Raw genomic sequence first — 11,914 nt, 5'->3', positions numbered from 1 at the left:
ACCGGCGCGGGTGTCGCTCAGATCTGCGGCGGGCGCGCCTCGTACGGGGTGGAGAGGACGACCGTGGTGCGGGTGGACACGCCGGCGAGCGAGCGGATGCGGGTCAGCAGGTTCTCCAGCTCCAGCGGGGTCGCCACGCGCACCTTGAGGATGTAGTTCTCGTCGCCCGCCACGCTGTGGCACGCCTCCAGCTCGGGTACGCCCGCGAGCCGTTCGGCGATGTCGTCCGGGGCGCTCGGGTCGAAGGGTTTGACCGAGATGAACGCGGTCAGCGGCAGGCCGACCGCCTCCGGGTCGACGACCGCGGCGTAGCCGCGGATCACCCCGCGCTGCTCCAGCCTGCGGACGCGCTGATGAACCGCCGAGGTGGACAGGCCGGTGGCCTTGCCCAGGTCGGTGTAGCTCATCCGCCCGTCCTTGACGAGCAACTCCACGATGTGACGGTCCAGCTCCTCCATACGGATCAATCTATGGCCATGAGTCGTTCCCGGCACAGCTGCCCAGCCCTTGGGACAGCACCTGCACCCGGCATGTGACCAACGCCACATGTTTACGGGCCAGTAGTCGGACACGGAACGGTTACGGCCGAGTGGTGGCGGGAAGTGCTTGCTGTGGCCGAGGCCACAGTGTCGCTGCGGCCCATCCGAGGGGGGATTTCCCATGCCGAACCTGAAACTCACCGGACGTACCGAACCGGAACCCGTCGATCCGTTCGACGACGACGCTCCCGACGCGTACGACACCCTGGAGATGCGCCGGGTCGTCTGCGCGGACTGCGCGCAGCCCATCGCGCTCCTCGCGGACGAGAAGGTGCTTCCGGAGCACGCGCTGTGCCCGTCCCCGTGGAATCCGTTCGTGCTGACGGTGTGCCCCGGTACGGGTCGCGCCGCCGGTGACCGTCCGGCCGAGGCGGACGGGACGCAGGAGCAGGAGACCGCGCTGCTGCTGACGCTGCCGCAGGGCCTCGACTGGCGTACGCAGCCCTTCTCGCACGCCGGGGGCGCCGGTTCGCGCCCGATCCGGGTGCCGCGCCAGCCCCGGCGCGAGGCGGCCTGAGCCCCTCCTCCCACAGGTGCGGCCGGGGTGCGCGAGCGGCCCGGCAGCCGGAGCGACCGGGTGAACAAGCGCCCTAATCGAACAACCAGTGACCCCGCCGCGCGGCGGGGCGTTGGGCGGGTATGACCCCGCTGCATTCCACGGCAGGCCCAGGTCGCCGCCGTCTTGTCGCCCCGCCTCCCGAAGAATCGGTTCCGCAGCCCGGTTCCGTACCGGCGTCGCGGTCCGAAGCTCCCTGTTCCGCGCCGCGCGCGGTGCCGCAGTCGAGCGATCCGCCCATCTACCGGGCGCTGCTGCGGCACTGGGAGAGCACCGGCCGGACCCTGCCGGGCCGCCATGACCAGGACTGGAACCGGATCATGACGACACCCGTGTGGTCGGACCGGCCGCCGCGGGTCAGCGGGACTCGGGGCCCGCGAGGTGGCGGGCGATGACCATCCGCTGGATCTGATTGGTGCCCTCGACGATCTGCAGCACCTTGGCCTCGCGCATCAGGCGCTCGACGGGGAAGTCCTGCGTGTAGCCGTAGCCGCCGAGCACCTGGACGGCGTCGACGGTCACCTGCATCGCGGCGTCCGTGCAGAAGAGCTTGGCCATGGCGGCCTGGCGCGAGAACGGGCGGCCGGCGTCCCGCAGCCGGGCGGCCGCCAGGTAGAGCGCGCGGCCCGCCTCGATCCGGGTGGCCATGTCGGCGAGCATGAAGCGCAGGCCCTGGAAGTCCGCGATGGGGCGGCCGAACTGCTTGCGGCCGGTGGCGTAGTCGAGGGACGCGTTCAGCGCGGCCTGGGCGACGCCGATGGCGCAGGCGGCGATGCCGAGCCGGCCGGAGTCCAGCGCGGACAGCGCGATCGCGAAGCCCTGGCCCTCGTCGCCGATCCGGCGGGAGTCGGGGATGCGCACCCCGTCGAAGTTCAGCTGGGCGGTGGGCGAGCCCTTCATGCCCATCTTCTTCTCGGGGGCGGCGGCGCTCAGCCCGGCCGTGTCGCCGGGGACGAGGAAGGCGGTGATGCCGCGGGCGCCCTCGACGCCGGTGCGGGCCAGGACGGTGTAGAAGTCGGCGATCCCGCCGTGGGTGATCCACGCCTTGGTGCCGGTGAGGACCCAGTCGTCGCCGTCCCGTACGGCCTTGGTGCGCAGCGAGGCGGCGTCGGAGCCGGACGCGGGCTCGGAGAGGCAGTAGGCGCCGAGCAGGCCGCCGGAGAGCATCGCCCGCAGGTGTTCGCCGCGCTGGTCCTCGGTGCCGTAGCCGGCGAGCGCGTGGCAGGCCAGGGAGTGGACGCTGACGCCGAGGCCGACGGTGAGCCGGGCGGCGGCGAGCTCTTCCAGGACCTGGAGGTAGACCTCGTACGGCTGGTCGCCGCCGCCGTGCTCGGAGTCGTAGGGCAGTCCGAGCAGACCGGATTCGGAGAGCAGGGCGAAGACCTCGCGGGGGAACCGGCCCGATTCCTCCTCCTCGGCCGCGTACGGCGCGATCTCCCGCTGGGCGATGTCGCGGACGAGCGCGATGAGCTCGCGGGACTCCTCGGTGGGCAGACTGCGTTCGACCCACTGCGGTGCTCGGTCGGACATGACGGCGCTCTCCTCCCTGTCGGGCGTTGCGGCGGTCGCGCGCGCGGGGTGTGAGCGGCGCCGCCGGGGGGATCTCCGGGCGATGCCCGAAATCACTGCACTCCAGCCGATGTTGCCCTCCCGGATTACGAGAGACGCAGGCAGACGGCTGTGGCGGGTCGAGTATGCCCGATCGGATGGCGTCCGTCACCGGTTGACCGAACATACGATCAGCCGGGTCCGCGGGTGGCGGAGTTCGCCGGGCCGGGCGGGGAGGGGTACGGCTCAGAGCAGGCCGAGCCGGGTGATGAGCATGGCGACGACGACCACGAGCGTCCAGCCGGCGAGGTGCTCCAGGAGCTTGGGGCCGTCGTCGGGGCCTCCGGTACGGGAGCGGCGGCGGGCGGCGGTGGCGGTGTGTGCGGTCATGGCATCTCGTTCGGTCGGCCGGTGGGGCGGTGCCCGGCACGCGGCCGGACCCGACCACAGTGCCAGCCCGGCGGGCCCGTCGGGGAGAGAGATCCGTCACTGCCCGGCCGCCGCCCGGTGCGGGCGCGGCCGGGCCCTCCCCCGTACCGGTCAGCGGCCCACGGCCACCAGCCCCGCCCAGAACGCCGGGTCCGCCCGGTCGTGGCCCGAGGCGACCAGGGCGTCCAGCAGCTCGGTCGCGAGGCTCCGCACGGCGGCGGGCAGCGACGCGGGCAGCTCCCGTTCCGGGCCGGCCATCCACAGCTGCGCCCCGCGCAGGGCGTCCGCCGGGGCCTGGCCCGTACGCAGCCCGTGGTGGAACAGGAGGTCCACGAGGGCCGTCGCGTGCAGCCGGACCGGCCACAGCGAGCCGAGGACGCAGGAGGCTCCCCCGGCCAGGAACGCCGCCGCCATGGTGAACGACTCGTCGTGGTGGCGGCGGGGCAGGCCGTTCATGCACGAGGCCAGCGAGACGCACAGGCCGGGGCCGCGCTCCGGCACGGGGAACCGCTGCGCGGCGATGGTCTGTACGGAGAGCCGGTCGACGTCCCCGGACGGCGTCCCGTCCGGACCGGGGACCGCGCCGAAGGCGAGGTGCGAGCGCCAGCTGTCCGAGGGGTCGGGGAGCAGATGCGCGGAGACGTCCACGATGCCGTGCGCGAGGGCGGCCCGGCGGATCTCCGCCAGGATCTCGGCGGGCCGCGTCGTGCCGTCCGGGCTCCGGACCGGCCGGCCGGACGCCCCGCCGGGCGGGCGGCCCGCCTCCGGGGCCAGCAGGCGCGGCCGGGGGTAGAGCCCCCGCGCCGGCGGGACCGCTCGTGCTCCAGCCCCCTCGGAATTCCCCAAGCTCTCGGCATCGTTCGAGCAGGGGATACCCCATCCCTGATGGAGTGCCCGAGGGCGCGTCGCCCGATCGCGATACCAGCGGCGTCTGACGGTACATTTTCTGGTGTTGGATGGTCGGTGGCTTCTGCCAGTGCCGACCGCCCCACATCGAGGTGTAGGCCGTATCGACCGCAACGACCGCGAGCCCCTGCTCGGCGGCCATGGAGACGAGCCGGGCCTTGAGTCTGCCGGTGGGGATGCCGGAGATCAGCTGCCGGAGGCGTCTCCGGCGCCCGTGCTTCTTCGGGGTCTCTCCGCGCCGAAGTCGACGTCCCCGATGGCAACCGCACCTCCGTCGGTCTGCCGTGCCCAGTGCAGGAGTTGGGTGAGGGAATGGCGGAGCCGGGCGTCGCGGTGGGGTGCGGTGCCGGTGAGGCCGTAGGCGAAGCGGTGGGGTTCGCCGACGGAATTGCTGTGGGGGGCGAGGTGGTGGGCGGCGGCGTGGCCGGCGTTGGTGTCGAACCCGATCACGCCCCGGGCCAGGGCCGTTTCCAGGGGGACGGTGGTTGCGGTGGGGCGCTGCCAGGACGCGGTCAGGTACCAGCGGCCACGGGTGGTGTCGTGGCGGGTGCGAGTGCGGCCGGAGTGGTCTCGTGGGCGTCGAGACTGGTGACGGCACAAACCGACTCGCGGCTCTCACACCCACCGCTCTGTTCGCGGCGTCTGTGGACGCCGAGGGCTGGGCAGCCATGGGGGAGGCTATGTCTGGGCAGGGCGGTGAGTTGCCAGTAGGCGGTCGGCTGGTTCCGCTTGATCAGGGCGATGTAGTGGGCCCTCTTCGTCTCGACCAGCCAGATGACGTTCGCCTGGACCGAATGCGGGCGTCGAAGGCGTTCAGAGATCCGCCCAAGTCCAGTGGTTCGAGCAAGGGCCGGAAGCGCATGGTCTCGTTCGTATTCGCTTCGACCTCCGCCTGTGCGAGGGGCAGGGCCCTGTGGTGGGTCCCCGCGGAGCAGATACTCTCGGCCGTCGGACAGGCGGGCCGACCCTCTCGGCGACTTGCCGTCGCCCGCGATCACCTGTCGTTTCCCCGAAGCTGTTCCTGCGGTGTTCCGGTCGGTGAGGTGGGCGCCGACGGTCCGGTCCAGGACGCCACCGCCGACAACCGTCGGCACGCGGCCGAGCGTGGTTCGCGAGGGGAACGACGCCACCACAGCGGATGTCGACTCTGTGCTTCTCGCTCTCGACACGGCCGCGCAGGCGCAGACGAGGAGGATCGAGGTCAGCGAGCACCAGCGGCCCCGTCTTGCGCACGGGCCGGGCACCAGGTCGAGGAAAGGGCTCATGCCGGCGACTTGACTGATGTCCAGCGGACCGAGTGACCAGATGGCCGGTCCTGTCTTCCCAGTCTTCGTTCATCATCCTTCAAGTAGATCGCTGACGTATTCGCAGAGCTGAGAGGGAAGGTCATCGAGGGTGATTTCACGCAGAGGCAAAAGGTCGTCAGGACGGACATGTCCGGTCGATGTGAGTTCGATAATGGCATGCAACTCGGCTTCCAGGGCGGCGTTCCCCTTTTCCGATGCGGCGGTTGCCGCCAGGAGCGTAGCCAGAGCCGACACTTGGGCAGACGTATAGGCGGCGACGTGGTCGGTCACTTCGTCAGCCGCGCGTTCTCGTCCTTGCGCATCGACTTCCAGGATCGTTCGCGCAATCCTGATGAATTCATGGGACTTCACTCCGGAACATCCGTTCGTCACTAGTACGGAAGAGGAAACTGCGTCGGCCAAGGAATGTGCGTGGCGTGAGCTGCATTATCATTGTAATTCGGACTGTTCGGGTTGTGGACCTGTCGATGATACAGGTTTCCTGCTTCGTCTTGATATCTTCCGCCGATCGATAAACGGTAGATGCCCCCATTTGCCGCGTTGGAGCCGGGCGGGGCGGTTCCGTCTTTGTCGTGCACACGAAGTCGAACTGTATTTCCTGTCTCGGAATCCTGCCATTTATATTCCACTCCTTTCTGCGCTCCACCGTTGGGGTCCGGTTTCAGTGTCCGCATCTCCGCATCGCCGGGAACGATGTCGAGCGGGTTGCGGCCACGCACGTCCCAGCCGCCGCCTTCGACGCGGGAGGGACAAGGGGCCAAGCCCAGTGGATCGGCCCATGCATGCGGGTTGGTCACATACGTCGCCGGATTGGGGGCGGGCTCCCAACGTCGCTCGCTTAGTTCATGATCGCGTAGAGTCTCGGTCTTGTGCCGAGAGATCACATAGTTGGTGAGACGTACCCGGAGCGGGTCCGGATGGGGGTGCTGTCGCGTACGTTCACGCCCGAGCTGGTCGACTTCGTGGTCGATGAGGCGGGGGCGCGCGAGGAGCGGACCCGGTCGTTGCCGGCCCGGCTGATGGTGTATTTCGTCCTGACGATGTGGCTGTTCAGCGGTGACGGATACGGCCTGGTGCTGCGGGAGTTGGTGGAGCACTGGCCGCGCCGGGCGCGGGAGGTGTGGCGTCCGGCGCGCACGGGGTCTCTGACAACGGCGCGGGCCCGGCTGGGTGCGGGGCCGCTGCGACTGCTCTTCGACCGGGTCGCCGGTTGCACCGGCACTGCGGCCACGCCGGGGGCTTTCTGGCGCGGGCTGCGGCTGACCTCCATGGACGGCACACTGCTGGACGTTCCTGACAGCGAGGCGAACGCTGCCGCCTACACCCGTGCCTCCAACGGAAATCGGCCTGGACCGTACCCGCAGGTGAGGCTCCTCGCGCTGGTGGAGTGCGGCACGAAGGCGTTGATCGGTGCGGTCTTCGACTCCTTCGCCGTCGGCGAGCGCACCTTGGCCGCCCGCCTCCTGGTGCACCTGCGGGAAGGCATCCTGTTGATGGCCGACCGGGGCTTTCCAGCCTATGAGCTGTGGCGGGCAGCCGCGGTCACCGGGGCCGAACTCCTGTGGCGGGTCTCGGATTCCTTCACCCTGCGGCCGCATGAGGTTCTGGCCGACGGCACCTTCCTCACCCGCCTGAACGGGCCGCGCGGCGCCCGGATCACCGTGCGCGCCGTGGAGTACACCGTGGTCACCACCACGATCGGCGCGGACGGCGACAGTGAGGAGACCTCGGAGCTGTTCTGCCTGATCACCACGCTCCTGGACCCCGAGGCGGCACCCGCCGCAGAGCTGGCAGAGCTGTACACCGCCCGCTGGACCAGCGAGACGATCTTCAAGCACATCAAGATCGAACAGCGGGGAGGACGCACCGCGACCCTCCGGTCCAACAGTCCCGCCATGGTCGAGCAGGAACTGTGGGCCATGCTCTGCGTCTACCAGGCCGTACACGACCTGGCCGTGGACGCCGCCCACCACGCGAACCTCCCCGTCTCGCACATCAGCTTCAAGAACACCCTCGCCGCCGCCCGACGTTCCGTCGGCGCGGACTTTCCCCCCTCGGCAACTGGCCGCCAGGATCCGTGACATCCAGGCCGACCTGACCCGCGAGGCCGTCCGTCCCCGCCCCGGACGTGCCGCACCCCGCGCCACCAAACGCAGCACCACCGGATACCGCACCCTCAAACCGGACGAGCCCGCCACCACCAAGGTCACCCACACGATCAGCCTCTCGCTCTTCCCCGAAGAACGACGACCACGCAAGCCGCGGGCGAAGCCGAGACCCCTGCAACTCGCCCCGCAGGAAACGACGTCACCGACACTCAAAGACATGGCGACGGCCATCTAATAGAGCGACGTTGGGCGGGCTCCAGACCCAGCGGATCCGGGGTGAAATAGCGAGCTGTCGCAGGATCGTAATGGCGGAAGACGTTGTAGTGGAGGCCCGTCTCCGGGTCGTAGTACTGGCCGGGGAACCGAAGCGGGGTATAGGTGGTGCTGGCGCTGGTCCATGCGGTGGTGCCCCATAGCGTATTCCGGGTGCGCCAGGCGATGTCACCGTTCTCATCTACGAGTTCGGTCGGTGTGCCGACGAGGTCGGTGGCAATGGCGAAGAACCGGCGGTCGACCTCGCTTTGCCGGCCGTCCGAGGCAAGGATGCGTTCGGTTTGCGCCAGCGGCGCCAGACCGCGGTGATCCCATGTGAGGGCCACCGGGTTGGGCATGCCCTGGGACAACGTGGTCTGTTCGCACAGCGCGGCACCGTCCCAGTCGAAGAGAACCTCCTCGACGACCGTTACCCCATCCACGGCGAGGCGCTGCTTGGCAGTGCGGCGGCCAAGCGGTTCGTAGCGGTATCGCCAGCACGTCCCGTCGGGGGTGACGACGGAGGTCAAGCGGCCCTCGGTGTCCCACGTATAGCGCCAGATGTCCGCCTTGCGGGAGAGGCGGCTCCTCCGGCGGAGCACCACGCGACCGAGGGAGTCGTGTTCATAGCGGACACTTCCGGCGCGAGTGAGGGCTGTTCCCTCGTACGTCCGAAGGCCGGTGGCCTCATGACCCGGGTGGGAGGCGGGCCAGGACGCCTCGATCTGGTTGCCACTTGTGTCATAGGCGTATCGCTCGCTCCAGCCATCAGCGGTCACGGACGTGACGCGGCCGGTCGAGTCGAGGTCGAAGGTGCGGGTACCCGAGAGTTGGTCCGTGAGCGCGATGAGATGGCCGTCAGCACGGTAGGCATACGTGCGGCTGTTGAAAGCGCGGCCACTCGCGGTCAGGTACTGGGCGGCCAGCCGTCCTGCCTCGTCCCAAGCAGAGTTCACCGTGAAGGAGCTGCCGAAGGCCCGGGACACTTCACGGCCGGCCATGTCGTAGGCGAAGGTGATGTGGTGGCCGCCAGTGGTCAAGTGGTCGGGGCGGCCAGCCTTGTCGTAGGCGTACGTGGTGACGTGGCCCGTGGGCGTTATGCGTCGGACTCGGCGTCCGAGGGCGTCGCACGTGAACGTGGTGGCACGGCCGTCGACGAGTTCCGTTTTGAGTCGGCCGCACCGGTCGTAGCGGCGGATCAGTTCGGTGTTCGGACCTGATGCATGAGCAAGACGGCCGGCCATGTCGTAGGCGTAATTGGTGACCTGACCATCGACATCCTTGCGGATCACCCGGCCCAACGCGTCGTGAGTGAGAGAGATGACGCCGCCGAGTGCGTCGACACGTGCCGTCAACTTGCCTGTGGGGTCGCGGCGGTAGAGGAGAGTGCGCCCGTCGAAGTCCGTCTCGGTGATGAGTCGTCCAGCAGCGTCGTATGTGTAAGTCCAGTCGAGTCCGTGTGGATTGATGACCCTGGTGAGACGCAGAGCGGAGTCGTGCTCGAATTGGTGGCGGGCGCCGTCCGGTCCGGTGCGGGCGGCGAGGAGGTCGAAGTGGGTGTACTCGAAGCAGGTCACCCCGCCGACGGGATCGGTGTGGGACAGGCAGTTACCTTCGCCGTCGTACGTCCATAACTCGGTGGCGCCGTCCGGGGCCGCTCGACGGCTCAGATTGCCGTCGACGTCCCATACGAAGCGGGTGACTGCTCCGACGGGGTCGGTGACGTGCACGACTCTGCCGAGGGCGTCACGTTCCAGGCATGTGACACCGCCGACCGGGTCGGTGACCTCCACGGTCAGGCCGGCGGCGTCGCACTCGATGTGGGTGGTGGCGCCGAGGGCGTCGGTGGCCGAGGTGAGGCGGCCCGCGTCGTCGTAGGTGTAGCGGGTGGTGGCCCCGGCCGCGTCGGTGACGGCCGTGCGGTTGCCGCGTTCGTCGAACTCCTGCGTGCGGCGGGCACCGTCCGGCTCGTTGATCTCCACAGGTAGTCCGAGCGAACCGTACTCGACTCGGACTTGGTTGCCATCGGCCCGGGTGATCGCGGCGAGTCGGCTGTTGTCGTCGTAGGTGTAGGTGGTGGTGTGACCCAGTGGGTCGGTGCGGGAGTGCGGGTTGCCGTGTGGGTCGTGGGTGAAGCGGGTGGTGCGGCCGAGTGGGTCGGTGATGGCGAGCGGGAGGCAGCCGGGGCCGAAGAGGTGGCGGGTGGTGTGGCCGTCGGCGGTGGTGAGCGTGGTGGTGCGGTGGCCGGACTCGGGGTCGGTGTAGGCGAGGGTGATCTGTACGTGGCCGGCCTCGCCGCCCTCCGCGACGACGCGGTCCCGGTCGTCGTAGACGTAGTCGTAGCGGCTGTCGTTGGAGTCGATCCAGGCGGTGACGCGGTGGCGGTCGTCGTAGACGAAGGTGGTCGTGGCGCCGGACGGCTTGGTGACGGCGGTGAGGTCGCCGTCCGTGTAGCCGTAGCTCATCAGGAGCAGGTCCGTGGCGTCCGCACCCGCACCCGTCAGGGACAGGGCGGTGATCCGGCCGTCGGCGGTCGTCAGGCCGAGCCGCCGGCCCGCGGAGTGGACCAGGGCCAGCGGCAGGCCGCCCTCGGCGCGCTCGACGGTGATCCGGTGGCCGTTGCGATCGGTGATCTCGCCGAGCCAGGCGACGCCGTCGCCCCCGGGCTCCGCGCCGGGCGGGGCGTCGAAGTCGAGGACCAGGCCGCTGTCGGGGTCGGTGACCGTGTAGTCGCCGTTCGCGTCGCGGGCCAGCAGCGTACGGGCCCGCCCGGACTCCGGCCGGACGGGCGCGCCGGGTGCCGGGTGCGGGTAGCGGATCAGGAGGCCGTCCGCGGTGACGTGGAGGACGCCGATGGAGTCGATCTGGAGGCGTTCGTCGACGGTGGAGGTCCAGGACGGGCCCAGGAAGCGGCCGGCGGTCAGGCCGGACTCGGTGCGGCGGGTGAACAGCAGCGGCAGGATGCCGGGGAGCGCGACATCGGTCTGCGGCAGGAACATCCGGCCCGTGGCCAGGTCGACGGGGTCGGTGCCGTCGGTGACGCGCCGGCCGTCCGACCGGGTGTGGGTGCCCTCCGGGGCGTCGTCCGCCAGTCGCCGCAGCCGGGCGATGTCGGACGCCTCGTCGACGACGCGCAGGCCCTTGACCGCGGCGCCGCCGCCTCCCGTGGCGGCGGTCAGCGCGAGGTCGGGGATCAGCCGGCCGACGCCCTCGGCCGGGTCCTTCATGAAGTCCTGGACCATCCGGCTGCCGGTGCCGGCCGGGTCGTTCGCGGCGACCACCAGCCCGGCCGCCAGGCTGTTGAGCGAGGTGGCGTACTGCGCCGGGTGCGTCAGGTTGTACGGATCCATCGGGTTGACACCCCGCACGAAGTTGACGATGCCCGCCGACGCCTTGATGATCCCGCCGTCCAGGTGCATGCCCATGACCTGGGACTCCTCGAACCCGTCCCGCACCTGCCCGGCGTACGACGGCTTCCGCGGCGCCAGGTCACGGGCGGCCCTGACCGCCGTCCGGGCGGTCTCCGCCGCACAGTTGCGCTGCTCGCGGGCGGCGGCGAGTAAGTCCTGCGCGTCCTGCATCAGCTGCTTGCCCGGGGTCGGTGAACGTCGACGCCGGCCGCGGCGGCAGCGAGGACGGGTCACGCCGGTCGGCGGGCAGCGCGTTGCAGCGGTCGACGGCGCTGTTGTAGTCGTCCACCTTCTTGCGGTGGGCGTCCGCGGCGTCCTCGGACGCCTTGACGCCCGCCTTCCACTTGTCGATCGCCGTCTGCGCCTGGCCCTGGGCCCAGGTGACGGTGTCCGCGAAGGCGTCGAGAGCCCCCAGCGCCCCGGCCGCGGCGTCGGCGGCCGCGTACCACTTCGGCGGCTGGGTGCTCACCGCGGTGCGCAGGGCGTCGGCCGTCTCGCCCTTGAGCTCTCCGGAGTCCAGCCCCTTCAGCCCGTCCCCGGTGCCGTCGAACGCGGCCCGGAACGCGCGGAGCTTCGCGACCGTGGCGGTGATCCCGGCGGGGCTGCCGTAGACGAGCTCGGTCCTGTCCTCGGTCTGCCCGAGGTCCATCTCGTCGACCTCGGCGCCCATCCGGTTGGCGACGGAGCGGGACTGTTCGCGCACCCAGTCCGCACCGGACTGCCAGCCGACGTCGTCCAGCCGGTCGGCCGTCCAGTTCCCCGCGTCCTCGACCCGGTCACCGGCCCACTCGATACCGTCCTCGACCGCGTTCTCGACCGGGTCGGGCGTCAGGTCGCTGATCACGTCGCCGATGCCCAC

At 70.3% G+C, this 11,914-nt stretch carries 9 protein-coding genes and 1 pseudogene; 2 read left to right on the top strand and 8 right to left on the bottom strand.

From position 1 onward, the window contains the following. Positions 1 to 17: 17 nt before the first annotated feature. On the bottom strand, positions 18 to 458 hold the full coding sequence (locus DNK56_RS14040) for an Lrp/AsnC family transcriptional regulator (protein WP_018103953.1): 441 nt from the start codon (positions 456 to 458) through the stop codon (positions 18 to 20). Positions 459 to 660: 202 nt separating this feature from the next. Here DNK56_RS14040 and DNK56_RS14035 point away from each other — a divergent pair, with 202 nt between their 5' ends. After that, on the top strand, positions 661 to 1,056 hold the full coding sequence (locus DNK56_RS14035) for a hypothetical protein (RefSeq protein WP_111333976.1): 396 nt from the start codon (positions 661 to 663) through the stop codon (positions 1,054 to 1,056). A gap of 396 nt (positions 1,057 to 1,452) precedes the next feature. Here the strand turns inward: DNK56_RS14035 and DNK56_RS14025 are convergent, their stop codons facing one another. The 6 genes from DNK56_RS14025 to DNK56_RS35930 all read right to left on the bottom strand — a co-directional run bounded on the left by DNK56_RS14025 (position 1,453) and on the right by DNK56_RS35930 (position 6,082). Further along, positions 1,453 to 2,625 (bottom strand): acyl-CoA dehydrogenase family protein, encoded by a 1,173-nt coding sequence (locus tag DNK56_RS14025; protein ID WP_111333972.1) that lies wholly within the window; start codon positions 2,623 to 2,625, stop codon positions 1,453 to 1,455. A 264-nt stretch (positions 2,626 to 2,889) separates the two neighbouring features. Further along, positions 2,890 to 3,033: an SCO1431 family membrane protein gene (locus DNK56_RS14020; RefSeq protein WP_111333971.1), complete on the bottom strand. Its 144-nt coding sequence runs from the start codon at positions 3,031 to 3,033 to the stop codon at positions 2,890 to 2,892. 150 nt (positions 3,034 to 3,183) lie between these two features. Continuing rightward, a complete protein-coding gene (locus DNK56_RS14015; RefSeq protein ID WP_111333970.1) occupies positions 3,184 to 3,918 on the bottom strand; it encodes a CHAT domain-containing protein in 735 nt (244 codons plus the stop codon). Between the two features lie 246 nt (positions 3,919 to 4,164). Continuing rightward, a complete protein-coding gene (locus DNK56_RS36705; RefSeq protein ID WP_111333969.1) occupies positions 4,165 to 4,428 on the bottom strand; it encodes a hypothetical protein in 264 nt (87 codons plus the stop codon). An 887-nt stretch (positions 4,429 to 5,315) separates the two neighbouring features. Continuing rightward, positions 5,316 to 5,636 carry a hypothetical protein gene (locus tag DNK56_RS34710; protein ID WP_146610487.1) on the bottom strand — a complete coding sequence of 107 codons (321 nt, stop codon included), beginning with the start codon at positions 5,634 to 5,636 and terminating at the stop codon, positions 5,316 to 5,318. 20 nt (positions 5,637 to 5,656) lie between these two features. Beyond that, positions 5,657 to 6,082 carry a polymorphic toxin type 30 domain-containing protein gene (locus DNK56_RS35930; protein WP_241989865.1) on the bottom strand — a complete coding sequence of 142 codons (426 nt, stop codon included), beginning with the start codon at positions 6,080 to 6,082 and terminating at the stop codon, positions 5,657 to 5,659. A 120-nt stretch (positions 6,083 to 6,202) separates the two neighbouring features. On the opposite strand from DNK56_RS35930, the gene DNK56_RS14000 reads away from it, so the two are divergent. After that, positions 6,203 to 7,366, top strand: coding sequence for an IS4 family transposase (locus tag DNK56_RS14000; RefSeq protein ID WP_111329449.1), 1,164 nt, complete (start codon positions 6,203 to 6,205; stop codon positions 7,364 to 7,366). Between the two features lie 275 nt (positions 7,367 to 7,641). Here DNK56_RS14000 and DNK56_RS13995 read toward each other — a convergent pair. After that, positions 7,642 to 11,914 (bottom strand): annotated as a pseudogene (locus DNK56_RS13995) (putative T7SS-secreted protein); the annotation flags it as partial.

The sequence above is a fragment of the Streptomyces sp. AC1-42W genome (assembly GCF_003248355.1).
Classification (GTDB): Bacteria; Actinomycetota; Actinomycetes; order Streptomycetales; family Streptomycetaceae; genus Streptomyces.
Note: the sequence above shows the minus strand (reverse complement) of the source record. Positions and strands in the feature narration are given on the sequence as shown.